The organism is Candidatus Nitrosocaldus islandicus, assembly GCF_002906215.1.
Lineage (GTDB): Archaea > Thermoproteota > Nitrososphaeria > Nitrososphaerales > Nitrosocaldaceae > Nitrosocaldus > Nitrosocaldus cavascurensis.
On sequence record NZ_CP024014.1, the window covers coordinates 142,790 to 167,764 of the forward strand.

19 protein-coding genes and 1 CRISPR repeat array are annotated in these 24,975 nt (G+C 35.9%); of the genes, 13 read left to right on the forward strand and 6 right to left on the reverse strand.

Annotation, left to right across the window (positions count from 1 at the left end):
- Positions 1 to 14: 14 nt before the first annotated feature.
- A complete protein-coding gene (locus CRG89_RS00780) occupies positions 15 to 1,373 on the reverse strand; it encodes a serine hydroxymethyltransferase (protein ID WP_103286497.1) in 1,359 nt (452 codons plus the stop codon).
- Positions 1,374 to 1,408: 35 nt separating this feature from the next.
- Positions 1,409 to 2,869, reverse strand: a complete 1,461-nt coding sequence (glnA, locus tag CRG89_RS00785) for a type I glutamate--ammonia ligase (RefSeq protein ID WP_103287842.1) — start codon at positions 2,867 to 2,869, stop codon at positions 1,409 to 1,411.
- 56 nt (positions 2,870 to 2,925) lie between these two features.
- Between glnA and CRG89_RS00790 the strand changes: the two genes are divergently transcribed.
- Both CRG89_RS00790 and CRG89_RS00795 read left to right on the forward strand, forming a co-directional pair.
- Complete coding sequence (locus tag CRG89_RS00790; RefSeq protein WP_103286498.1) at positions 2,926 to 3,477, forward strand: DNA replication complex subunit Gins51; 552 nt, start codon at positions 2,926 to 2,928, stop codon at positions 3,475 to 3,477.
- Positions 3,478 to 3,565: 88 nt separating this feature from the next.
- Positions 3,566 to 3,841: a hypothetical protein gene (locus CRG89_RS00795; protein WP_103286499.1), complete on the forward strand. Its 276-nt coding sequence runs from the start codon at positions 3,566 to 3,568 to the stop codon at positions 3,839 to 3,841.
- Positions 3,842 to 3,959: 118 nt separating this feature from the next.
- Here CRG89_RS00795 and CRG89_RS00800 read toward each other — a convergent pair whose 3' ends face one another.
- Both CRG89_RS00800 and CRG89_RS08525 read right to left on the reverse strand, forming a co-directional pair.
- The gene (locus CRG89_RS00800; protein ID WP_103286500.1) at positions 3,960 to 4,982 is read right to left on the reverse strand and encodes an alcohol dehydrogenase catalytic domain-containing protein; all 1,023 of its coding nucleotides are present in this window, start codon (positions 4,980 to 4,982) and stop codon (positions 3,960 to 3,962) included.
- Positions 4,983 to 5,014: 32 nt separating this feature from the next.
- Positions 5,015 to 5,161 carry a hypothetical protein gene (locus tag CRG89_RS08525; protein ID WP_158648642.1) on the reverse strand — a complete coding sequence of 49 codons (147 nt, stop codon included), beginning with the start codon at positions 5,159 to 5,161 and terminating at the stop codon, positions 5,015 to 5,017.
- Positions 5,162 to 5,237: 76 nt separating this feature from the next.
- Here CRG89_RS08525 and CRG89_RS00805 point away from each other — a divergent pair, with 76 nt between their 5' ends.
- The 9 genes from CRG89_RS00805 (at position 5,238) to cas1b (ending at position 14,829) form a co-directional block, all read left to right on the forward strand.
- Positions 5,238 to 5,786, forward strand: a complete 549-nt coding sequence (locus tag CRG89_RS00805; protein ID WP_103286501.1) for a thioredoxin family protein — start codon at positions 5,238 to 5,240, stop codon at positions 5,784 to 5,786.
- 106 nt (positions 5,787 to 5,892) lie between these two features.
- Positions 5,893 to 6,651 (forward strand): CRISPR-associated endoribonuclease Cas6, encoded by a 759-nt coding sequence (gene cas6 / locus CRG89_RS00810; RefSeq protein ID WP_103286502.1) that lies wholly within the window; start codon positions 5,893 to 5,895, stop codon positions 6,649 to 6,651.
- 196 nt (positions 6,652 to 6,847) lie between these two features.
- A complete protein-coding gene (locus tag CRG89_RS00815; protein ID WP_103286503.1) occupies positions 6,848 to 8,350 on the forward strand; it encodes a hypothetical protein in 1,503 nt (500 codons plus the stop codon).
- Complete coding sequence (locus CRG89_RS00820) at positions 8,331 to 8,717, forward strand: hypothetical protein (RefSeq protein ID WP_158648643.1); 387 nt, start codon at positions 8,331 to 8,333, stop codon at positions 8,715 to 8,717. The genes CRG89_RS00815 and CRG89_RS00820 overlap by 20 nt, the downstream gene beginning before the upstream one ends.
- Positions 8,689 to 9,744, forward strand: coding sequence for a type I-B CRISPR-associated protein Cas7/Cst2/DevR (cas7i, locus tag CRG89_RS00825; RefSeq protein ID WP_103286505.1), 1,056 nt, complete (start codon positions 8,689 to 8,691; stop codon positions 9,742 to 9,744). Before CRG89_RS00820 ends, cas7i begins: the two co-directional genes overlap by 29 nt.
- Before the next feature lie 6 nt (positions 9,745 to 9,750).
- Positions 9,751 to 10,587 (forward strand): type I-B CRISPR-associated protein Cas5b, encoded by an 837-nt coding sequence (gene cas5b / locus CRG89_RS00830; RefSeq protein WP_103286506.1) that lies wholly within the window; start codon positions 9,751 to 9,753, stop codon positions 10,585 to 10,587.
- Positions 10,559 to 13,228: a CRISPR-associated helicase/endonuclease Cas3 gene (locus CRG89_RS00835; protein ID WP_103286507.1), complete on the forward strand. Its 2,670-nt coding sequence runs from the start codon at positions 10,559 to 10,561 to the stop codon at positions 13,226 to 13,228. The genes cas5b and CRG89_RS00835 overlap by 29 nt, the downstream gene beginning before the upstream one ends.
- Positions 13,229 to 13,268: 40 nt before the next feature.
- On the forward strand, positions 13,269 to 13,838 hold the full coding sequence (gene cas4 / locus CRG89_RS00840) for a CRISPR-associated protein Cas4 (RefSeq protein WP_103286508.1): 570 nt from the start codon (positions 13,269 to 13,271) through the stop codon (positions 13,836 to 13,838).
- A 4-nt stretch (positions 13,839 to 13,842) separates the two neighbouring features.
- The gene (gene cas1b / locus CRG89_RS00845; protein WP_103287843.1) at positions 13,843 to 14,829 is read left to right on the forward strand and encodes a type I-B CRISPR-associated endonuclease Cas1b; all 987 of its coding nucleotides are present in this window, start codon (positions 13,843 to 13,845) and stop codon (positions 14,827 to 14,829) included.
- A gap of 164 nt (positions 14,830 to 14,993) precedes the next feature.
- Here the strand turns inward: cas1b and CRG89_RS00850 are convergent, their stop codons facing one another.
- Complete coding sequence (locus CRG89_RS00850; RefSeq protein WP_148695286.1) at positions 14,994 to 15,623, reverse strand: hypothetical protein; 630 nt, start codon at positions 15,621 to 15,623, stop codon at positions 14,994 to 14,996.
- Positions 15,624 to 15,745: 122 nt separating this feature from the next.
- Here CRG89_RS00850 and cas2 point away from each other — a divergent pair, with 122 nt between their 5' ends.
- A complete protein-coding gene (gene cas2, locus CRG89_RS00855; RefSeq protein ID WP_103286510.1) occupies positions 15,746 to 16,009 on the forward strand; it encodes a CRISPR-associated endonuclease Cas2 in 264 nt (87 codons plus the stop codon).
- A gap of 125 nt (positions 16,010 to 16,134) precedes the next feature.
- A CRISPR array of direct repeats spans positions 16,135 to 22,950; the repeat unit is 30 nt; unit sequence GTTTGAATCGAACTATAGTAGGATTGAAAT.
- 88 nt (positions 22,951 to 23,038) lie between these two features.
- Here cas2 and CRG89_RS00860 read toward each other — a convergent pair.
- Positions 23,039 to 24,514 (reverse strand): hypothetical protein, encoded by a 1,476-nt coding sequence (locus tag CRG89_RS00860; protein ID WP_103286511.1) that lies wholly within the window; start codon positions 24,512 to 24,514, stop codon positions 23,039 to 23,041.
- A 72-nt stretch (positions 24,515 to 24,586) separates the two neighbouring features.
- Between CRG89_RS00860 and CRG89_RS00865 the strand changes: the two genes are divergently transcribed.
- Positions 24,587 to 24,925 (forward strand): dUTPase, encoded by a 339-nt coding sequence (locus tag CRG89_RS00865; protein WP_197706631.1) that lies wholly within the window; start codon positions 24,587 to 24,589, stop codon positions 24,923 to 24,925.
- Positions 24,926 to 24,975: the final 50 nt, after the last annotated feature.

Consider the following 24,975-nt stretch of genomic DNA (forward strand, 5'->3'; position numbering starts at 1 on the left):
TAGATACTCCATTACTACCTCTCCTTTACCAATGAGATGTATTCGTATGCCCCTACGTTATCATCGAATGCATAATGGACCTTCTGGAAGTCCTTCCTTAACTCCATTACATCATTTGCTACCTTGCTTACCTCTTCCCTATCTACAACTACCCTCTTGATGAACCTTGCTATCTCAACCATATCCTGCTCCCTCATACCAAGCCTAGTAACCTCTGATGTTCCAAGCCTTATGCCCCCTGGATGCTTATAGTTCCTCCCAGCCTTTATATCCCCTGGCAATAACTGCCTATTGCATATGATCCCAGCCCTCTCAAGCATCTGCTCTATGCTCCCTCCATCACCATACCTGCTCACATCAACAGCAACCTGATGAGATCTTGTAAAACCATGTTTTGCTCCAAGCACATCAAATCCAAGGTTATACAGTGCTTCTGCCAATGCTTTAGCATTCCTAACAACCTGCCTAGCATAATCCCTACCAAATGCAAGCATCTCTGCTAGTGCTATAGCCTTACCTGCTACATTGTGGAGATGATGGCTGCTAGTGTTGCCAGGGAAGACAGCCTTCTTTATACTCTCAGCATACTTCTCAAATGAGAGTATCATTCCTCCTTGAGGACCAAATAGCGTCTTATGTGTGCTCATAGTCATAACATCTGCCCCTTCTCTCAATGGATCCTGGAACTCATTCCCTGCTATAAGCCCTGCAACATGTGCAGCATCATAGCATATGGTTATGTTATTTGAGCGAAGGTAATCTGCCAACTCCTTAACAGGATGGGGGAAGAGGAAGAGACTTGCACCAAACATTGCAAGTTTTGGAACCTTGCTATCATTACTATTCCTCTTCATCTCCTCAACCTTCTTTATTGTAGCATCAACATCTATGTTCATCTCCTCCTTGTTGAATGCAAAAGTCTCTACCTGCAACCCTCTAACAAGACCAGCAGTACCAGAATGCTCCCTCTTCCCATGGGAGATATGTCCTCCATTTGGTATTGCTAGAGCAAGCATGGTATCTGAAGGTTCTGTGAACGCAGCATATACAGCAAGGTTTGCTACCACACCAGATACTGGTCTAACATCAGCAAACTCAGCCCTAAAGACCCTCTTTGCTAGTTCTATGCATATCAACTCAACCTGATCTATGTATATGCATCCAGCATACACACGCTCACCTGGCCATCCCTCAGCATACCTGTTTGCAAAGTCAGAGACTATAGCCTCCCTAACAGCAGGACTAGGCACGTTCTCGCTTGCTATCAAAGGTATGCACCTATTGAACCAAGAGTGATGCTCTCTTAGGAGCCTCAAGACATTGCTGTAGTGCTTGTACGCTTCATCATTGCCATTCTCATTACTTGCTACCATGCATAAGCAGATGGATAACCTAAATTTAAAACTATTCAAACATCAAAGTAGAGGTAGAACTCATATGGATGAGGTCTCAACTTGATCTCCATGTAATCCTTGCTCTCAAGCTCTATTATCTTATCTATCAAGTCCTGTGTAAATACAGACTTTAGGTAGAGGTCATCACTCTTCAAGGCATTAATAGCATCTATTAACGTTGGAGGGATCTGTCTTATCCCTAACTCTCTTCTCTTCTCAGCACTCATAAGGTATATGTTCTCATCCACAGGCTCCCCTGCATCCCTCTTCTTCCTTATCCCATCCAAGCCAGCAGCAAGTATAGCACTGAAGCACAGGTATGGGTTGCATGATGGATCTGCTGCCCTGAACTCTATCCTCTTGCTTGCTGCCTGCTTCTTGCCTCTAAAGTACACAGGTACCCTTATTATGGCTGATCTGTTACCCTTGCTCCATGCTATGTACACAGGTGCCTCATACCCTGGCACCAGCCTCCTGTAAGAGTTTGTTGTTGGTGCAACTATTGCACATAGTGACTCTGCATGCTCCAATATACCTCCAGCAAAGTACCTTCCTATCTGGCTCAACTCAGCATACTCATCATTTGCATCGTAGAACTCATTCTTATTATCATTCCATAAACTCACGTTAACATGCATGCCAGAGCCATTATCCATTGCAAGAGGTTTAGGCATCATGGTAGCGATTAGGTTATTCATCTTTGCTATGTTCTTAACAACATACTTGTATGTCATAGTGTTATCTGCAGCATTTGTTAGCGTATCATAGCGCATATCTATCTCACACTGCCCTGCTGTTGCAACCTCATGGTGATGTGCTTCACAAGGTATGCCAAAGTAGTCATTAAGTACTTGCATACACTGATTCCTAAGATAGGTTAGCGTGTCGTATGGCTCAGCAGGCATGTAACCTTCTTTCAACCTTAGAGTATGTGATGAGTCATTGCTCCATGGAGCCTCTACACTCTCTATTGTGTAGGATATACCTCTGCTTGGTACCATAGCCTCCCATCCAACCCTGTTGAATACAAAGAACTCAACCTCAGGACCCCAGTAGGATACATTGAAGCCTTCATCCTTGAGCATGCCCTCAGCCCTCTGTGCAACTGCTCTAGGATCCCTTGATAGCCTCTCGCCTGTGTAGCCCCAGTAAACATCGCATATCATCCTTGCTGTTCTGCCCTGATCCTTCCATGGTATTATTGCAAATGTATTTGGATCTGGCTTGAGTATCATATCAGACTCATATATCTGTGCAAAGCCCTTTATGGATGAACCATCCAACTTTGGGAACCCTTCCTTGAGCGTATCTATGCTTAGCATCTTTGCATTAACAGTTACATGGTGGAACCTCCCTGTAAGGCTTGTGAACTGAAGGTCTAGATACTTCACATCTTGACTCTTTATGATATCCATGACCTCTTCCATAGAATAACTTACAGGCTCCATTATGCCATTTACAAGCCTGTAAGGCATGAACTGCATTCTTTAATTCGTTATTTAATTATATCGTCTATGCTGAATAGAATGGTATGGATATACTTGATACGAAGGTGTTGTATGAGTATCTTAGCAGGGAAGCAGGTAATGGTTCACTGCAAGAACTTGATCCTATGATATATAGGAGGATTGCAGATATGCTTAATGCACTTAAAGGCTATGGTTATGAGGGTATAGATGCAAAGGTAAGGGATGCACTAGCATCTATGCTCTCAGATATAGCAAGACTCATGCTTAGAATAAGGCTGGAGAAGGTTAGAGGCTCTGATCCAATAGACTACTCCAAGCTTACAGAGGAGGAGTTGTACATAGCACTTGCTGAGAGGGAGTTAAGGCTTAGATACAACCTCTTACTCTCATCAGTGCTGAATGGAAGGAGCAAGGTTATTGAGGCTATTGTGAAGAAGGCAGCATCAACGCTAGTACTTGTTAGGTTCATAAAGCAGGTAGATGCCTTCATAGGCAAGGATGATGCTAGATACGGTCCATTCGAGGCTGAGGATGTAGCGATGATACCATTTAGGGATGCTATAGATCTGGTAAGGCAAGGCAAGGCAATAGAACTCCCAATGGTTGAGTATTAGCATAGCATATTATATGCATGGGAGGAGAACTAAAGGTAATAAATAATATAATATAATATAGAGCAATGAGAGTAGGTAGAGAGTAGAGATGCCACATACAGGTATAGACCTGCTAACTCATCTCCTGCTAGCACTATACCCAGCAGCAGCCTTCTTCTTAATCGAGATAGTATGCAGGTTAACAGGCATACCTGCATGGAGGAAGCATGTACTACAAGGCCTTGCAGCACTTGCCTTTGCAGTAGCATATGTTACAGTCATAGATGCATCTGGTATAGCAGTAGCATTATTCATATTTGCTCCACTTCTATTCCTTCATGCTAAGAATGTTAAGGCTAGAGAGATGGCTAAGAACCAAGGGTAAAGGATGAAGTAAGTTATAGGTTCAGATCCTTCTCTACGGAAGGATGTAGATGGTGAGGAGCAGCATGGTATGCAACATTTGCTTTCGTAAAGATAAAAAATGTTATTATTCTTCTTAATTAAGGTACTATATACCCTCTCCCAACTATCTCTCCCCTTCTAAGCATTGCTAGAGCATCATTGACCTCATCAAGCGTAAAGGCCTTGTTAGCAATACTCCTTATCCTCTTGCTTGCTGCAAGACCAACCAACTCCTCTAGTTCATCCTTGGTTCCTACTAGAGAGCCTAGTATGGAGAACTCTTTAAGCACTGTCATCTGTGGGTCTATGCTTATTGGTTTGTTGCTTACCCCTACAAGTACAAGCCTTCCTCCATTTGCTAGCATGCTCATAGCATTCTTTATAGACTCATCGCTTATAACAAAGTCAAGTACAACATCTGCACCAACACCATCAGTTAGCCTCTTAACCTCCTTCCTAATGTTACCATCCTTAGCACTAACAACATTATCAGCACCAAGGCTCTCAGCAAGTCTAAGCCTTGTCTCGCTCCTTGCTATTGCTATCGTGTATGCCCCTGCAAGTCTTGCTGCTTGTAGTGCATATAGACCAACACCACCAGCACCATATATAACTACAGTCTCACCACTCCTTACCTTTGCTATGCTCTTCACTGCATGGTAAGCAGTTATGCCAGCACATCCTAATGTTGCAGCAAACTCTATGCTGAGATCATCTGGGAGTTTAACAAGCCTATCAGCATTAACCTTACAGTACTCAGCATAACCTCCATCATCAGAGAACCCATAACCCTCCCTCTTGAATAGGTTGAAGCACTGCATCCCTTTTCCTTGTAAGCATCTCTTGCACTTGCCACATGGGCTTAGGAAGTGTACAAGCACCTTATCACCCTTCTTGTAATCTGTAACGTTTGAGCCTAGTGCTTCTACCACACCTGCTATCTCATGACCAAGGGTTACTGGAGGATCTGCTGCTATAACCCCATCTAATACATGCACATCACTATAGCACATGCCTGCTGCCTTCACCCTTATGAGTACATCATCAGCATCCAACCTAGGCATCTCTATCTCCTCTATCTGCAAAGGCTTGCCTACAGCATGGAACCTAGCAGCTCTCATGCTATTGCAAATGCATGGATGTTAAAAATACTTTATCTTGTATCACACCCACAACCATCCTCAGAGTCATGCATAACTATGCCGTAGCGTTCAGCACATGAGTTGCATATACTATCATTGTATGCATCATCCAGCACCGATTCACAGAATGCACATACCCTCCTTAGACTATTGCCCATCCAGCCTCACCTACCCCATCTTCAGCCTACTTACCACATCCCTAATATTTTAATATGCTTGTGTATATGCTTATGCATGGCAAGAACATACTCAATACAGAAGATGAACATAGGAGATAGAGCAATAGACTTCAACCTATTGGGCATAGATGGCAAGTACTACTCATTGAAGGACTTCAAGGCAGATGCATTGCTTATAATCTTCATGGCTAATCATTGTCCATACGTTAGGGCAAGGATGGATGACATAAACATGCTCTACTCAAAGTTCCATCCAAGGCTTGATATAGTTGGGATAAACAGCAATGACCCAAACTATGAGGGTGAGGGGTATGAGAATATGAAGAGGTTTGCTAAAGAGTTCAATGTAAAGTTCCCATACCTGTTTGATGAGACTCAAGAGGTTGCTAGAGCGTATGGCGCTGTATGTACACCAGATCCATTCCTCTTCGATAAGGAGAGGAGGCTTGTTTACCATGGAAGGATAAACGATGCTATGAACCCAGATGCAAGGCCTACAGTGCAGATAATGGCTGAGAATGTTGAGAGAGTGCTTAGAGGAGAGAAGATAGAGAAGCCATTCGACCCATCAGTAGGATGCTCAATAAAATGGAGAACTAACTGAGTTTACAATTAATTTTTATTATTGTTTTCGTTTCAATATCAAACTCATGCAAGGTATACTAGGAAGAAGCATAATCAATTTAAATTAGATAGCATAATTAGATGTCATGCGTATACTGCTTAAATTAGAATCTACAAGGGATCAAAGATATCAGTTGGACTACCATTATAGTGTGCAGGGCTTCATTTACAATCTTCTCAAGGGTAGTAGGTTTGAAGATCTTCATGACAAGGATGGATACAAGTTCTTCTGCTTCTCAAACATATTCCCATACTCAAGCATGATGAAGAAGGGTGAGAAGAAGTATCTGCTCATCTCTTCTCCTAGCAAGGAGTTTATAGATTATATAACAGATAGACTCAAGGAATATAAGAATAGATCTCTAATTGGTATTGGTAATATGAAGTTCTTACTAAAGAATATAGAAACCATAGATTATCAGATAAAGAGAAGGAGTTATAGAGGCGAAACGGTTAGGTTAATAACGGCCACTCCAATAATAATAAGAATACCAAGGTTGAAGTATGAAAAATTTTATCTAAATCTACGATATCCTTATAAGTATATCTATTGGAGAAAGGAGCATCCATTTGAGTTATTTATAGATCAGTTAGAGAGCAATCTGTACAAGAAATATGAAGAGTTTACTGGTACTGTACTCACTAGAGAATTTATAATAGATAGATTAATATTCAAGAAACAGGTCTCTCTAAAGTTGAATATTCATGGCAATGAGCATATAGTGATAGGTACATTATGGGAGTTTATATTTTATGAACCGGTTAGTGAGTTAGTCCAATTTGGGTTGGATTGTGGATTTGGGGAGAGGAATTCTCTTGGGTTTGGTTTTATGAATCTAATCTAATTAAAGAACTGTTAAACGGAGTGTTGCTTCATTACTAGTTTATCTATATACTATTAACGAAGAAGAATAATAGAAGAATAATCAGTTCTAATTATATATTTTAAACTATAATTGATCAAAATCAGATAGAATCTACGATTATATCCGATTCTTTTAGTAGAAATGTATAAATATACAGTCTAAGAATTTAGTATAAATGGGTATAAATCAGTCGCAGATGCTAACTAACAGATTAAATTTTACTGGTAACTGGTTTATAGATGTAGGAATACTAGGCTTCATCAACTTAATGGAAGAGGTTTATGGGTGGAATTTGAAGAAATTAGAGGAGGAGCTAACCAAGTCTCAAGAGAGAGTCTATTATGGCTACTATCCATTTGCATATTTTAGTAAGATACCTAGCAATAAATTTATCAATAAAAAGATAGATGAGTGGAAGATGGATGTCAAGAAGATGGCATATGAGTTAGAAAATGAACTAAATAATAAAAAGTATAGTAAAGAAGAGATATTTAACAAAGTATGGGATGACTTCATTTGTAAACTATACAAAAAGTGGGGGTGGGAAGGAACAAGGCTTCCAATATCGACTAGCTTTTATACTAATTTCCTATTCTTTAATAACTCTCTTGATCATAATAAACAAAAAAATTCTTTGTTTAACGCAATCTCTTATTCAGGTAAAGAAGAAACCGATATTCTAAGAAAGATAGATAAAACTGTTAATAAGCTTCTCCCATCAACTGATGATTTTCCTAACATATTCTATACAAATCTTGAGAGTCGTATAATCCACATACCGTTTCTATTCGTATACCTGCTTTGTTTTATCTATGGATTCATAAGGGTAGTTAATAAAAATATAGTCTTCTATTCAAACGATATAGAGTTATGCTATAAGGTCAATAGAAGGCTTAGACTAATGCAAGAGGATGGGAATAAGAATAAGAGCAATACAATTCTTGCAAGAATATGGGGTTCTCTTATAGATGTATTGGTGGAGCATAAATCAGAGTGGAGCCTACAGAATATGTACATCATAAGTTACAAAAGACTAGATAACCAAACACAGGAAGGTGTTGAATATATAGGCATACCAAAACTACAAGCAACTATACTATTGGATGACAAAATAAGAGAGCAATTAAATAGATCTATTAAAATAGGTGAAGGTGAAACTGAATACGTCTGGATTTTAGAAGAGTTCATAAAGGGAAACCCTCTCTACCCCCATATCCACCAACATATAGCATATAAAATTAAGTCAGAAAATAGCATAAGCTTTTTATTGTATCCACTCATAGTAGATGCAAAGGTCTTAGAGTTGAGAGCGTCTAGTGATAATAGAGTATTTTCTGCTCCTTCTAGTAATTATAGGAATATTGTGAGGGATATAAAAGAAGAAGTAAGAACTGTATCTTATACTATTGGATTGCTTAAAGGCATAGACGATGATATAAAGCAGAGAAAGAATCTGGCGTTAGCATTACTTGATGCCTTGCAAGCAGAAGATAAGAATATGTATATGAATATCTTATTACATCACCTAAATGCAAAGAATGAACTATGCATAAACTACAATCTAATTAAATATCTTCAGGAAAAGATTATATCTAACCCTACTACTTTTAGGGTATATGGGTTGGCCCTTACAATGGGGCTCCTGAGCGGAGGTGAGAATGATGAGCAGGATCGATAGAGGGCAAGAGTATAGGTATTATTGGCAGAGGGTTATTGGAGATGAGAAATTAAGATTGGATCTTGAAGAATTGAAGGATGCTGCTAGTAAATACTTCAAGAATGTAAGCGATAATTATAAGCAGAGACTCGTATATCAGTTATTAGAAGCTGTAAAAAATAAAGATCAAGGTGAGTTCTTCTATATATTATTAAAGACTATCAATAAACCAAAAGAGGGTTCTCATTATTTTTCACACATTCTCCAAAAGAATTATGATACAATGCCAGACGAAATATTTATAAACTTTGCGTATAGTATAATACTGGGCATAATGTCTACGTATTCGCCCAAAGAGGATGAGAAAGGAGGAAATAAGAATGAATAAAGGAGAAGATAAGCAAAGTGGCAATAGTGATAGGAAATACATCGTATTTGATATAGTATTCTATGCAAACTCCCTAAACTATGATCAGGGCGGTAGCAATTACCAAGAGTTAAAGAAGATAACAAAGTGGGATGGTAGACAATATATACTGGTTAGTAGATACGCTCTACGTTACAGCATATTACACCATGCAGAAAAATTATTCCCCGATAAGTGGAAGTTAGCTGGAAGAAATGAGTTAAGTAGAGAAGATGTTGTTGTTCATGCAAGTAGAGATTTAGTAAAGAAGGGGGAAATATTGAACTTTCCTGAGTTCGATCTCTTTGGATTTATGATTGCTGAAAAGGGAAGAGTGGAGGAAGAGAAGGGTGCGCTGTCACGAGTTTCTCCTGTAAAGATCTCACATGCTATATCTCTTACCCCTTACAATTATGATTCGCACTTTATGGCCAATTTAGATATGATGAAACGTGCTGGTGGAAGTGGAAGCAATCCTGTTACTATTGAAGAGAAGAAAGATTTCTATACATATAATGTGGTTATAGATGTGAATAGAGTAGGAATATACACAAAAGAAGAGAGTGGTTTTGATAAAGATATTAAACTCTCAGATAACGAAAAAATCCAGCGTATACTCGAACTAGTAGATACTATATTTTCTCTCAAACGGGAGATCAAAGGTAGAATGGAAGATTTATCACCGTGGTTAGTAATATGCGGTTTATATAATAATGGGAAGTATGAAACATTTCTAGATAAGATAGAGTTGGCCAAATCTCATGTTTATAAAATCATAACCAAGACCAAGAAGTATACTGACTCTGATGGGAGGAATATTGAAGAGGTTGAGAATGAGATAGTTAAGAATGATACTCCTAAATTCATTATAGATATAGATAACTACGAACCGATCAATAATCTTAAAGAGCTAAAAGAAAGAATTGTAAGCTTTTTAGAGGATAAGATAGATAATAGTAATATATTAATTTATAAAAGGAAAAACATTGAAATAATCCCAACTAAATGAGAGGGTATGTCTAATGCTGTTCTCTTTATAGAATTATTTCAACCTTTTGCACAATATAGGAATCCATTTACCTTCTACTATGCCCAGACATATCCTTTACCTTCAAGATCAACAGTAATAGGGATGTTACAGAACGCACTAGACGATTGGTATGGTAATAGGTATGGTTGCCTCTGGGATGAGTTAAAGATAAGCATTCATGGGGAGTTTGAAAACTCATTCTGGAATTACCAGAGTATGATCAAAGGTTATCCCTTTGTTAAAGACGGTATACTGATGATGGAGGATAAGAGACTATATGGAGAAGGGAAGAAAGCCCAGAGATCTCCGGTTTACCAAGAGGAGTTATTTAATGGTAGGTTGTTTCTCTTCCTTCAAGGTAACGAAGAGTTGGTAAATGAACTCCATAAAGCATTAGAGCATCCTAGAAAGATATTAATGCTTGGAAGGAGTGAGGATGTAATTTTTATTAGAAGAGTATGTGTGGCTGATAAAGTAAACAAAATTTCTATTAAAGGAGATATAAAGATAACCTATCCAACATATATAATTGAGAAAGAATTCCCAATAGAGAATAAAAAATATCCAGTATTTTACATTCCAATTTCTAGTAAATTCCAAAATAATAGACAGGAGATTCGTTATAAATCTGATATCAAACAATATTCTACTAAACGTGATGTTATTTTTGAATCTGTGATATATACTGGCCGGGATTATAGTATAGTTTTAAAAGAAGGTAGTAGTATAGATGTCGATTTTTATAAAATAAATGATAATGTATATCCAATAATAGATAAATGGGGGTGGTTAGATGGATCTACTGGATGCGTTAAGGGCTAAATCTGATGATAGTAATGGCGGGGCAATTCTACTAAAGGACCATCTTTACTTAACTATAGAAAGAGCGATCCAGTTAAAAAGATTTATAATTGATAACCAAGAGGCAATAACATATAATAAATTAGGTAATGACTTCTTTAGAAGTCTATATATAGCATGCCTGCTACATGATCTGGGTAAGATCGATCTAAACTTTCAGGAAAAGTTATATGGCAACCCTCACGATTCTAGTCTTGATACATTACGCAAATTCTTTAAAAATTATAGAAACCTACGCATAAAGGATCACGAAGTAATTTCTATACTCTACTCCTTAATATTTCTTGACAACAACGAATGGGATAAGAAGATAAGGACTGCCATTCTGTTGCACCATTATAATGACTTTTATGCAAATAAGGGTATCAATGCAAGATACCTCTTTGATGAATATCCTGACCTTAGCAAATATCTGGAATTTATGCTAAATAATAAAGATGAAATAAGACGATTATTAAAATCTCTACTAGACTACATAAAAGAGAAGATAGAAGAAAATAAGGGTAATATAATAGATGATATAAATCATCTATTCCAAGAACTTAACGAGAAGATAGAGGTAGGTTATGATAAGATCAAACAGTTATATGATGCAGATAGGACGGGCCATGGTTTATCTGAAATATTAAAATTCTTTATCTTGGATGAGGACTCTAAGGTTGATATCTACGATTTCTTTGTATTTTTAGGGGCATTACGTAGATGTGATTATGCTGCTAGTGCTAATATTGATATCGAATACCCAATTAAATTAAGCAATGATGTATATTCTAGTATAGATAAGAAGATCAAAGATAAAATAGGTGGAATTGAGAGAGATTCTCTTTGGCAAGAAGAATTAATAAATAAGATAGGCAATATTAAGAGGAATATTGTACTTATAGCACCAACGGGGTCTGGAAAGACAGAATTTGCTCTATTATGGGCAAGTAAGAAAGGTAAGAAGTTGATATATACATTACCTTTAAGAGTAGCACTAAATGATTTATATTGGCGCTTTGGGAATGATATTAATGGTTATTTTAATAACAACTATTTGAATATACTACATTCAACAGCCTTTATAGAGTATGTTAAGGCTAGAGAGTATGGAAGGGAAGGCAGATATGGTATGGTTGATGTGGGGATAAAACAGAATACAGCAAAACTATTCTCAACCCCAATAATCTTAACTACTCCAGACCAAGTCTTCCTCACTAGTCTAAAGTACTATACGTCTGATAAGTTGATTAGCATATATCCTTTATCTACAATAATAATAGATGAGGTACAGGCGTATAAACCAGAGATGGTAGCAATTATCCTCAAGACAATAGAGATAATTCAAAGATTGCAAGGTGATATAATTATCATAACAGCTACATTTCCACCCTATGTAGAGAAGTTCATTAAAGATAAATTTGATATAATTGATGTGAGCAACTATATTGATATACGAGAGAAGGTTAAAAATTATAATCAAAGGAGGCATTGTATAGATCTTATACGATGCGGACTCTTTAAAGATGAAGATAATCTTGAAATAGATGAGGAAGGGCTAGAAGAGATCAAGAAACAACTAGAAAAGAACAGGGGTAAAAATATTCTCATAATTGTTAATAATGTAAAGAAAGCAATTAGATTGTATGAAAGATTAAAAGAAATGAGGAATGAGGACACGTATCTACTCCATTCTAGACTATTAGAGAAGGAGAAGAGTTCTCGTATATCCCGTATAAGAGAAGTGGAGAAAAGGGAAGGTAGGAAACGAATAGTCCTTGTAGCAACTCAGATTGTAGAAGCATCGGTAGATATAGACTTTGATATTCTTATAACAGAGATATCCCCTATAGATAGTCAGATACAAAGGTGGGGGAGAATATATAGAAATAGGGATGATAACTATACCTCTTCAGAACCTAACATATTGATATTCACAAAGTACGATAAAGGAACCACAGCGATATACGATAAAGATGTGATAGAACAGACTATATGTGTATTAGAGAGAAAGAAAGGAGAGATAATGGCGCATGAAGACGAGGTAGCTATTATAAAGGAGGTATATAATACTAAGATTGACGATAATAAGACATTGAAGGATAGCTACATTGAAAAAATAAATGAGCACTTAGAATATCTAAAGTATTTTACAGTAGAGAAGAAGAGTCATGCACAACGACTATTTAGAGAGATTGCTGGCTTACAGATTATTGTGCCTGCAATAATGAGTAAGAGCGATGATAAGAGAGTGAGTACATTTGGGGAGCTGATAGAAAAGAGATTAAGAGATAATGAAAGCGATAGCCTCTCATGGTCTGAGATAATCAATAAGATTAAAGAAGAGACCCAGTTAAATAATCTGGATGAATGGTATCTTAAACGTATCTTATATGAATATTCTATTAATATTCCCTTCTTCCTATTGGAAAAACTACAAAGAAATAGTAGTATATTCCGTATTAGGGAATTTAAAGGTTATTATGTATTAACCATAACAAATATGAAGTATCTTGACGAGATTATTAATGAGATCAAGGAGTACGGGATAGACAAAATGCTAGAAAGAGTAAAGATAGACACATATAAAAGTGAGATTGAGATTGCAGAGAATATAATCTGAATGATGTATAAAATGGTTTCTATGATTGATGGATTAGTATATGAGTGATGACAAGAATAACATTAACATTACTGGTGATGAGCATATCATTAATCTATTTATTAAAGAATTAGATTCTAATCTATACTTCACAGGCACCCAGATAAACTACTATCTAGTATGCAAAAGGAAGCTATGGTTCTTCTCTCATAACATGGAGTTGGAGAGCGAGTCAGATATAGTGCTGTTAGGCAAATTATTACATGAACAGAGTTATAAGAGTAAGAGGATGAGGGAGATTGCAATGGAAAGGATAAAGATAGACTTTATAGATAAGACAGAGGAGATACATGAGGTTAAGAGAAGCAAGAAGATGGAGGATGCTCATGTATACCAACTACTCTACTACCTCTACTTCATCAAACATTATACAGGTAGGGCTATGAAAGGTGTAATAGATTATCCATTGCTAAGAAAGAGAGTTAACATAGAGTTGGATGAAGAGAAGGAGAAAGAGATACAGAATATACTTCAAGATATTTCAAGGATAGTTAGTATGGATAAGCCTCCAGAAGAAGAATGGAAGAAGTACTGTAAGGCATGTGCTTATAGAGAATTATGCTGGTGCTAACTATATGAGGGATTATTATATATTCAAGAGTGGTAGGCTTAGGAGACATGAGAATACTATAGAGTTAGAGTTTAATGATGGTAAGAAGGCTATACCTGTTAATGATATACATGCATTACATCTGTTTGGCGAGGTAAATTTAAATACAAAACTCATAACATTTCTGAACCAACATGGCATTCCTATACACTTCTACAACTACTATGGTTATTATTCAGGCTCATTCTATCCTAGAGAGAAACTGGTATCTGGCTTACTAATTGTTAAGCAGGTTGAACACTATCTTGATAGGGAGAAGAGGATAAAGATAGCAAGAGAATTGGTTAATAGTGCTATACATAACATACTCTCTAACCTTAATCATTATAAGAAGAATAATAAAGGTGTTGACCATTTTATAACTGCAATAGAAGAAGAGAGAAAGTATCTTACTAACTGTAATGATATAGCAAGCATAATGGGTATTGAAGGTAGATGTAGAGATCACTACTATTCCTCATTCGATACTATTCTAAGGGAAGAGTTTAGATTTGAGAAAAGAAGCAGAATGCCACCAACAAATATGCTCAACGCTATGATCTCTTTTGGTAACTCTTTGCTTTACGCAACAGTACTGACAGAGATTTATCATACCCAACTCAGCCCAGCTATAAGTTATCTTCATGAACCTGGAGAGAGGAGGTATTCTTTAGCATTGGATATAAGCGAGATCTTTAAGCCTATTATAGTAGATAGGGTAATCTTTAATCTAGTCAATAACAGAATAATAAAAGAGGAACACTTCTTAGAGGAGTTAAATGGTTGTTATCTTAACGATAATGGTAAGAGAATATTTGTAGCAGAGTATCAGAAGAAACTGGATACCACATTAAAGCATGTTAGGCTTAAGAGGCATATATCATATCAGAGGTTGATAAGATTAGAATGCTTCAAATTGATTAAGCATCTATTAGGCGAGAGGGAATATATTGGTTTTAAGAGTAGTTGGTAAAATTGCTCGAATAATTCAGAATCTAGAAAAGTCTAGTATCACAATAAGCAGATTAATATAGATACCTCCTAGTATATACTAATTATTATCTGGAAGAATGCTATAGTACAACAAACGAAACAAAATAGAGAGAGGATTAGTTATTATGAGGACTATTAGTATTGCTATGGTGGGGTGTTACTGTCTTGCATTCTTTTGAGTTTTTCCACTTGCTTCATTATATCGTCTCTCATAGTAAGATATTTCTGATATATCTTGTATGGGTCTATAATTACAGCAAATAATGGACCGCTATTGAAGATAGATGTAACATTATCATTCTTATCTTTGTTACTGTTATATGTATTTGTAAGAAACTGGCGGAGATAGTAGCTTGCACCAGCATATAGATTCAGCATATCCTGCTCATTTATTATGCCGATGAACTTATAGATCGTGAAGATAGTCTTGCATATTGCATATGACAGCAGTATATTGTTTTTACGCATGTAGAACAGATGCAGTGAAAAGTGATCAGGTAAAGGCGCTATGTTTATGCATAATGATATGGAGATGTAACACTTATTTTGATCGTAGTCAAATGCTGGTATTATATATACGAAAGGATTGCCTGTAGATACATCTATATCCAGTATAACATCTGCCTTATCCACATCCTCTATATATACTAGATTATGGTTGAATGGCTGCAATGACTGTTGCATGACCCTCTCTATACACTCTCTTATCACCTCTCTTAGTGGTTGTGGAAGATTCTCAGCCATCCTACTTCTTATGTGGCATCTGACTTCCATATTATAATATATGTTTAGTAATAATATATCTATTTCTAACATTAAGTTAAATATTACTTAATCAAGTGAGTAAAGATAAACTAGATAGATGAATTTAAAAGAAGCAAAGAAGGAGAAAGGCTATGAAAGTAATAATAGTATATGATGTTAATATAGAGAGGATAACTACTATAAGGAAGATACTTAAACAATATCTATCATGGGTGCAGAATTCTGCGTTTGAAGGAGAACTAACTGAAGGTAGACTAGAAGAGTTAAAATCTAGGCTTTATGAGGTTATAGATCCTAATACTGATTCAATAATAGTATATACTATAAGCAATCCAAGATGGGTAGATAAGAGGGTATGGGGTGTTGAGAAGGGAGGTACAGATAATATCCTCTAAGTTTATATACGACTAGTCAACATTTATAAATATCGTATACGACTAGAGCTTGACTGGTTCCCCTTTGAGTAGAGGAGGGAGAGTATATAAAAGGTGAAGCGTGAGAAGGGGAGGCGCCAGGGGGGGTTTGAATCGAACTATAGTAGGATTGAAATATCAGCTGGTTCATTTACTTCTGAAAGTCTATATGCATGTTTGAATCGAACTATAGTAGGATTGAAATCTATTCTGATGAAGAAGGGTGATAAATTATATATTCTGTTTGAATCGAACTATAGTAGGATTGAAATTTATTTTTATTGCTGTTATCTTGTTCATGCTTGCTTTGTTTGAATCGAACTATAGTAGGATTGAAATTAATGAAAAGGCACTAATGTTGACATTTGTACAGATCAGTTTGAATCGAACTATAGTAGGATTGAAATGGATGAGGTTATATACTATAACATGTTAGATTGTGTAGTTTGAATCGAACTATAGTAGGATTGAAATAAGATGAGGGTGAATTTAAAGAGATAAAGAGTGGCAAGGTTTGAATCGAACTATAGTAGGATTGAAATACAGTACAGCAATTCTCATGTCCAACTCAGGCAACAGGTTTGAATCGAACTATAGTAGGATTGAAATTTTGCAGAAGAGATAGCAAAGAGAGCAGAAGGCATGCGTTTGAATCGAACTATAGTAGGATTGAAATTCCAAAATAATCTCGTACGCTGTCTTCGACGTCGTTAAGTTTGAATCGAACTATAGTAGGATTGAAATTGAACATAATGTAATTTTCTATGCCTTTTAGAGGCCTCGTTTGAATCGAACTATAGTAGGATTGAAATATGGTCTTACATTCCCTTAATTCCTCTATGCTTATAGTTTGAATCGAACTATAGTAGGATTGAAATCCTAAATACTTAAACAAGTAGTGTATTACAAAGTTATTATGTTTGAATCGAACTATAGTAGGATTGAAATAGTGCAGGGGGTAACATGGAATAACAAGAATAAAATGGTTTGAATCGAACTATAGTAGGATTGAAATCAGGCATGGATATTTTTATGGTCATGAGTTGCTCTATGTTTGAATCGAACTATAGTAGGATTGAAATGGGCCTGAACTACCCAAAAACCTATTTCCTACAAAAAAGTTTGAATCGAACTATAGTAGGATTGAAATAAGTAATAGCAAGTGTTTATTACCTCAGTTTACTAGATAGTGTTTGAATCGAACTATAGTAGGATTGAAATTGTTTATTATAAGGTATGTATTCCCTACTTGAAGGTTGTTTGAATCGAACTATAGTAGGATTGAAATCAAGGCTATTAAATACTTGGGATGTCATTTCTCAATTCGTTTGAATCGAACTATAGTAGGATTGAAATCCCAAAAATACCCTTTTTTTGCACATGCATATAATAGTTTGAATCGAACTATAGTAGGATTGAAATTTAATTGCTAAATAAGTATTTGCAGATACAAATAAAAGTTTGAATCGAACTATAGTAGGATTGAAATATGTAAGAACAGGAAGGCTCAAGAAAAGTATCAAAGTGTTTGAATCGAACTATAGTAGGATTGAAATTTAATATCATCAGGCTTACTGAATCCTACTACTCAATGTTTGAATCGAACTATAGTAGGATTGAAATTGTGTATCCTGATAATGAGGTATTTGAGGAAGCCTCTAGTTTGAATCGAACTATAGTAGGATTGAAATGAAGATAACAGCATCAAGTAACCTAGATTCATTCTTACGTTTGAATCGAACTATAGTAGGATTGAAATATGCAAGAGATAATAAATGAATCCATGGATAGAATGGAGTTTGAATCGAACTATAGTAGGATTGAAATTAGATATTGATACTGCTAAGGTTTATGAGTTTGATTGTTTGAATCGAACTATAGTAGGATTGAAATCATTTATACATACTGTTGCCTCTACCCCCTTATCATTGTTTGAATCGAACTATAGTAGGATTGAAATATTACTCATGAAATTAGAGAAGCAAGTATTTCATGACGTTTGAATCGAACTATAGTAGGATTGAAATAAGAGAGAGTTCATAGTTCATAGCAGGCATTTAAAACGTTTGAATCGAACTATAGTAGGATTGAAATCTTGATAAGGCTATTAATCCTTTTGCCATTAAGTTGCGTTTGAATCGAACTATAGTAGGATTGAAATAATACATAGGTTATAGGCAATCTGTTAGTGATTTAGCGTTTGAATCGAACTATAGTAGGATTGAAATGAAGCACTAGTAACACTTGCATTATGTAGGGTTTCTAGTTTGAATCGAACTATAGTAGGATTGAAATTTTGGACATGTATACTGAGGATGGTTTTTTAAGTTCATGGTTTGAATCGAACTATAGTAGGATTGAAATTACAATAAAGCACTATTTTCAAGTGTTTGATAGCCCTGTTTGAATCGAACTATAGTAGGATTGAAATAGATGTTAAGGATGCAATAATAATTGGGGTGATCTGAGTTTGAATCGAACTATAGTAGGATTGAAATTCAATAGCGGTGTATTACCAAACACAAGCACACCCCGTTTGAATCGAACTATAGTAGGATTGAAATGAGAGGGTTCATCAGACTTTACATATACACTTATCAGTTTGAATCGAACTATAGTAGGATTGAAATTAATGTCGATAATAAGCATTTTTGGAATATAACTGAGTTTGAATCGAACTATAGTAGGATTGAAATAAATTGAGATTAAATAGTATATGTTTGTTTTTGTTCAAGTTTGAATCGAACTATAGTAGGATTGAAATTCATTATTGCTAATGTGACCCAGCCAAAGAAATCTTTTGTTTGAATCGAACTATAGTAGGATTGAAATGAATTATTGTCGTCGATCCACGTATTACAGAGTTCGGTTTGAATCGAACTATAGTAGGATTGAAATCCATTTATCACATATTGAATTATCTCGTTCTCCTCAAGTTTGAATCGAACTATAGTAGGATTGAAATTCGTTCTTTATGTTACCCTCGCTATCAATAAATAATGTTTGAATCGAACTATAGTAGGATTGAAATTTCTTTGTTTATGTACTGTAAGTGTATTTTGGTTTATGTTTGAATCGAACTATAGTAGGATTGAAATGCTTATACATTCCTAATAGCTCGCTGACTTCTGCACTGTTTGAATCGAACTATAGTAGGATTGAAATTGGCTTGCAATCGTATACGCAAAGTTACCAAGATTCTCGTTTGAATCGAACTATAGTAGGATTGAAATAAGCCAATAAGGATAATATCAGATCAACGCAGTATAAATTGTTTGAATCGAACTATAGTAGGATTGAAATGACATACAACTTGACGCGGGCAATTACGCACTTATAAGTTTGAATCGAACTATAGTAGGATTGAAATGAATTATCGTCGACGAACCCTACATTACAATATTCGGTTTGAATCGAACTATAGTAGGATTGAAATGAGCTAACTTACTTATCGTTACACTTGCATTACCTATTGTTTGAATCGAACTATAGTAGGATTGAAATTTAGTTCACTAATATAGTCATTGAATCCCTTTCTATTCGTTTGAATCGAACTATAGTAGGATTGAAATTCTTTGCCACCTCTTCCGCAAAGGGTAAGAACTGACTCGTTTGAATCGAACTATAGTAGGATTGAAATCTCAGCTAGCAGATGGAGTAGTAATATCATCAAAAATAGTTTGAATCGAACTATAGTAGGATTGAAATTAGCTATAAAGAATCTCTCGTAACTCTGATTCGTTAAGTTTGAATCGAACTATAGTAGGATTGAAATTGGTGTACTTCTCTTGCAAATAATAAAGGTTATAAACTCGTTTGAATCGAACTATAGTAGGATTGAAATTGATAATACCAATTTCTACAAGTTTAGTATCAAGGAGTTTGAATCGAACTATAGTAGGATTGAAATTCTTTGATTATCTCACTCTCACTGTCAACGAATAATAGTTTGAATCGAACTATAGTAGGATTGAAATTTCGACGTAATCACATTTATTAAAGCGTTGGGAGATGAAAGTTTGAATCGAACTATAGTAGGATTGAAATAACTTACCGTACAAACTGTTCAGCAATAATTTATAAAGTTTGAATCGAACTATAGTAGGATTGAAATTCGGAAAAGGCAGTTGCAAAGAAGGAGAAGTTTATTGTTTGAATCGAACTATAGTAGGATTGAAATAAGAAGAAAGATTTAAATCCAAGCCTTCAACCTCAAGCGTTTGAATCGAACTATAGTAGGATTGAAATACTTCTCGGGGTTACTTTCTGCAAAGAAATTATATTGTTTGAATCGAACTATAGTAGGATTGAAATTGTTCTGCCAACCATTCAACACTTCAACACTTCAACAGTTTGAATCGAACTATAGTAGGATTGAAATTAGAGGTATTATAACCAAAGACGAGTTTTCTGAATTGCGTTTGAATCGAACTATAGTAGGATTGAAATCTCTCTTACGAGTTGTCCAAACTTACCGTACAGACTGTTTGAATCGAACTATAGTAGGATTGAAATAGGACAGCGTAAAGGACCTTTTTGGCTGGGTCACAGTTTGAATCGAACTATAGTAGGATTGAAATTAGTGATGGGAGTGAAACTATGAACAACGAGTCTAAGTTTGAATCGAACTATAGTAGGATTGAAATTTTTTCCCAATTCCTCGATCGATGTTTTATAAAAGTTGTTTGAATCGAACTATAGTAGGATTGAAATCAATGATTTAACCACTGATCTCGATGTTGACTTACGATAGTTTGAATCGAACTATAGTAGGATTGAAATAGTTGTATACATGAAGGTTGTAAAGCTGAGGTAATGGTTTGAATCGAACTATAGTAGGATTGAAATCAGTAAGAGCCTTAACTACTTCATTCAACTTAACAATTAGTTTGAATCGAACTATAGTAGGATTGAAATATAGTTAATTTAAAGATAATATCTACAATCATAAATGTTTGAATCGAACTATAGTAGGATTGAAATTTGCCTTATATGCCTTAATGTATTCATCCTTATCCAATAGTTTGAATCGAACTATAGTAGGATTGAAATCTGTATGAGTCTAACTCAAGTTTAATTGCATCAATGTGTTTGAATCGAACTATAGTAGGATTGAAATTCTTGCAGTAAATTCGTGTTTAGATTTTACAGTATATGTTTGAATCGAACTATAGTAGGATTGAAATATATTTCAACATCTCTGTAACAATACTCAACTAACTTGTTTGAATCGAACTATAGTAGGATTGAAATTGTAAATCTAGTAGTATTTGTATATGTCTTTCATCATGTTTGAATCGAACTATAGTAGGATTGAAATTAGAATCTATCTAGAAATGTAAGATCAAATATTATCTGTTTGAATCGAACTATAGTAGGATTGAAATCTTACTTCATATCTGCCTTCTACTTGCCACCTATCTTGTTTGAATCGAACTATAGTAGGATTGAAATACAAGAGTTGACTTACGTCGTATGTATCGTATTGGTGTGTTTGAATCGAACTATAGTAGGATTGAAATTGAAATATTATGAAGGTCATATTTAGAATACAGAAGGTTTGAATCGAACTATAGTAGGATTGAAATATTTTACGAATAAAATTTATAACGGCTTTATCGAAGTGTTTGAATCGAACTATAGTAGGATTGAAATTCGATAAGTGATTTAGTGCGTTTTGCTGTAAGAGAGTTTGAATCGAACTATAGTAGGATTGAAATTCGAATGATATAACTTTAAAGTCGGTTGCTCCGTATTCGTTTGAATCGAACTATAGTAGGATTGAAATCTGATCTACCTCTCACAAGATATGAGCATGACAAGGAAGGTTTGAATCGAACTATAGTAGGATTGAAATTCTTGTTGCTTCTTCTTTACAGCACTCCAGAAATATGTTTGAATCGAACTATAGTAGGATTGAAATCTAAGAAATCAGCAAATTCAGAAATTCTGGTACACAAGTTTGAATCGAACTATAGTAGGATTGAAATAAATTTAAACACACTAAAAACAGATTTCAGTTCATAGTTTGAATCGAACTATAGTAGGATTGAAATTAAAACAAAATAAAAGAAGAACAAAAGCAAAACAAAAGTTTGAATCGAACTATAGTAGGATTGAAATCTATTTCAACATCTCTATAACAATATGTAACTAAGTGTTTGAATCGAACTATAGTAGGATTGAAATAATTTGAAAGAGTTGAAAAAAGTGCGTGCGGTTTAAAGTTTGAATCGAACTATAGTAGGATTGAAATGTTTTGATAACTGTTAGGGCAATCCATGTGTTCAATGTTTGAATCGAACTATAGTAGGATTGAAATCATACCTAGATGCAGTATATAATGCCAATATCTGCAGTTTGAATCGAACTATAGTAGGATTGAAATTCCTCTAGTAACATTACCTTATATTCTTTTACTCTTTGGTTTGAATCGAACTATAGTAGGATTGAAATATAAGTTAACTGAGATAATAGAGAAAGAGATGCTTGAGTTTGAATCGAACTATAGTAGGATTGAAATAGTGAAATAAGTAATAAGTGGGTAAGAAGGCTATCAGGTTTGAATCGAACTATAGTAGGATTGAAATGATTTAAATAGACCTGCATCTAATGATGCAGTTCTAGGTTTGAATCGAACTATAGTAGGATTGAAATATACTTGTGATTTATAGGCTCAAGTGTAGATATAGATAGTTTGAATCGAACTATAGTAGGATTGAAATCAAGATTTATATAACCCATAATTCTATACTATGGCAGTTTGAATCGAACTATAGTAGGATTGAAATTGTTGCTGGTAAGACTAAGGCAAAAGTAAGTATTAAGTTTGAATCGAACTATAGTAGGATTGAAAGAAACTGAACCTGAAAGGCAAGCATTCATTGAAAAATGTTTGAATCGAACTATAGTAGGATTGAAATGAGCAGTAAGATAAAGAGCATCTTGCAGATGTATTTGTCTGAATAGAACTTATTGAACTGATACTATCGAGGATAAGAAGATAGATAGTTATACTTCCTGCTCTGTTTGTAAGGTTGCTAATCCGAATATCTCTGGATGAAGATCATGTATTATCTCTAACTCCCTGAATACATCTATTGCAGTCTTTGTAACCTTATGTGCCTCTTCAAGGTTTACTCCTGTAACCTCTACCCTATCAGGATGGTACTTTATCATTATCTTCCTGAACCTTGAAACAACATCGTGCCATCTAGCATCTGGTGGAAGTCCTACCCCTTCCCATGTGAGCATTCCCAATAACCTATTCTTCCTCTCAAATATCCTCTCTATATCCATCTTCTCCAATTCAACAACCTTCTCTCTAGGCCTCTCAGCCTTCTTGTTGAATATAAAGTGCCATCTTCCTAGAGTTCTTGCATCCTTCTCCTCTACACTAGCAGAGATATCCTCTCCTGCTAGATGGAGCCTTATAAGATCCCATATCTCCTCATAGTAAGTATCCTCCAAGTACCTCCAGTTCACCTTCCTCTTCTCCCTCTCCCATACCTCCCTTATCCTTGCCTTCTCCCTAGGGTAGAGTATGCCTAATGCTATCCTTAGCAGTGTCCACTCTAACTGCTTCTCCCTCCTCAGCCTATCCCTCCTCTCCATCTCCTCAGCACTGAACATCCCTCCAGCATCAAGTATTATTGCTCTTGATGTCTCACTTATCTCAGTTGTAGCAGTATCAAGGAAGCTCTGATCCCTCTCTATAACCTTACCATGGTGAAGTGTATGGTGTATCTCCAACCAACTAGAGTCTTTAAGGAAGTCAAACCATGCATTAAGATATCCTCTAAGCGCTACCATAGCCTTCCTCTGGTTCTCATGTGATCCTGGCCATATACCCTTGCTTGTGTACTCAGCCCACTCTTTAAGGTTAGATGTTAGAGCATCGTTTGGATCGAATATCCTGCTAACCTCCCTTGCCTTTGCTAGCCCAGCACCTATGTAGAGTGTAAGCATGAAGGCTATGCTAGAGGAGAAGAGCAGTGTGAATGCACCTATACCCTTGCCATTAAGATCATGTATCCTTGGGTCAGCCCTCCATGCCTCCATAAGCCCATAGCCATAGAATATCTCCTTGCTGCTAGGATTGGCTAGTGCAGCAACGTAACATGAAGGGTCGTTGAAGAGTATGAAGGGGCTTGAGTATCTATCCCCTGTACATATAAGCCCTATCCTACCCTTGCATAGTTCATCAAACACCTTATAGAACTCCTTGCTCTTACCTCCAAGGATATCTGCTATAGGATCACTTGCCTTCTTGAATATAGAACCCCCAAATATCCTGCTACCCCTCCACTCCATAATAACCCTTCTCATATGCTCTAGAGCATCGTGTATATACTCATGGAATGAGTCATCTTGTAGGCTATCCTTATCCCTGCCCCATACCAGCATATACTCTACCTTGTTTCTAGCATTCCTCATCGATTCTATTATCTCCTCAACCCTTACACTGCCCTCGCCAAGATAGAGCATCTATTATCTATGATTATGATAACCTCCATCTTTATATAAAATATGTTATCAGGTATTACCACTAATAGGTTGATGGATAGTATGGATGCTCTAGATACAATACTCAAGATGCAGAGGGAGTACATGGAGATGATAGATAGCAGGAGGATCGGGGAGAGGAGGGAGGAGAGGATATCCAAACTATGTACTGCTATAATACATGAGGCCTGTGAACTCCAGAATCTAACAAACTGGAAGTGGTGGAAGAGCCCTAGCATATTCGATGAGGAGAAGGCTAGGGAGGAGTTGATAGATATACTGCACTTCGTGATCCAGATATCTATAGAGCTTGGTATGGATGCTAAGGATATACTCTCTGCATATGCTAGGAAGAATGCTATAAATAGAGAGAGGCAGTTGAAGGGTTACTGATCTGATTTGATTGATTAATTGATTTACTAAGCAAGTGAGTGATTGCTAGC

Excerpts from the sequence above, each read along its gene's own strand:
- cas5b (WP_103286506.1), top strand. The coding sequence starts at position 9,751 with ATGTCTAATGCTGTTCTCTTTATAGAATTATTTCAACCTTTTGCACAA.
- CRG89_RS08525 (WP_158648642.1), bottom strand. The coding sequence starts at position 5,161 with ATGGGCAATAGTCTAAGGAGGGTATGTGCATTCTGTGAATCGGTGCTG.
- CRG89_RS00790 (WP_103286498.1), top strand. The coding sequence starts at position 2,926 with ATGGATATACTTGATACGAAGGTGTTGTATGAGTATCTTAGCAGGGAA.
- cas1b (WP_103287843.1), top strand. The coding sequence starts at position 13,843 with ATGAGGGATTATTATATATTCAAGAGTGGTAGGCTTAGGAGACATGAG.
- CRG89_RS00795 (WP_103286499.1), top strand. The coding sequence starts at position 3,566 with ATGCCACATACAGGTATAGACCTGCTAACTCATCTCCTGCTAGCACTA.
- cas6 (WP_103286502.1), top strand. The coding sequence starts at position 5,893 with ATGCGTATACTGCTTAAATTAGAATCTACAAGGGATCAAAGATATCAG.
- cas2 (WP_103286510.1), top strand. The coding sequence starts at position 15,746 with ATGAAAGTAATAATAGTATATGATGTTAATATAGAGAGGATAACTACT.
- CRG89_RS00865 (WP_197706631.1), top strand. The coding sequence starts at position 24,587 with ATGGATAGTATGGATGCTCTAGATACAATACTCAAGATGCAGAGGGAG.
- glnA (WP_103287842.1), bottom strand. The coding sequence starts at position 2,869 with ATGCCTTACAGGCTTGTAAATGGCATAATGGAGCCTGTAAGTTATTCT.
- CRG89_RS00815 (WP_103286503.1), top strand. The coding sequence starts at position 6,848 with ATGGGTATAAATCAGTCGCAGATGCTAACTAACAGATTAAATTTTACT.
- CRG89_RS00860 (WP_103286511.1), bottom strand. The coding sequence starts at position 24,514 with ATGCTCTATCTTGGCGAGGGCAGTGTAAGGGTTGAGGAGATAATAGAA.
- CRG89_RS00835 (WP_103286507.1), top strand. The coding sequence starts at position 10,559 with ATGGATCTACTGGATGCGTTAAGGGCTAAATCTGATGATAGTAATGGC.
- cas4 (WP_103286508.1), top strand. The coding sequence starts at position 13,269 with ATGAGTGATGACAAGAATAACATTAACATTACTGGTGATGAGCATATC.
- CRG89_RS00850 (WP_148695286.1), bottom strand. The coding sequence starts at position 15,623 with ATGGAAGTCAGATGCCACATAAGAAGTAGGATGGCTGAGAATCTTCCA.
- CRG89_RS00820 (WP_158648643.1), top strand. The coding sequence starts at position 8,331 with ATGATGAGCAGGATCGATAGAGGGCAAGAGTATAGGTATTATTGGCAG.
- CRG89_RS00800 (WP_103286500.1), bottom strand. The coding sequence starts at position 4,982 with ATGAGAGCTGCTAGGTTCCATGCTGTAGGCAAGCCTTTGCAGATAGAG.
- CRG89_RS00805 (WP_103286501.1), top strand. The coding sequence starts at position 5,238 with ATGGCAAGAACATACTCAATACAGAAGATGAACATAGGAGATAGAGCA.
- cas7i (WP_103286505.1), top strand. The coding sequence starts at position 8,689 with ATGAGAAAGGAGGAAATAAGAATGAATAAAGGAGAAGATAAGCAAAGT.
- CRG89_RS00780 (WP_103286497.1), bottom strand. The coding sequence starts at position 1,373 with ATGGTAGCAAGTAATGAGAATGGCAATGATGAAGCGTACAAGCACTAC.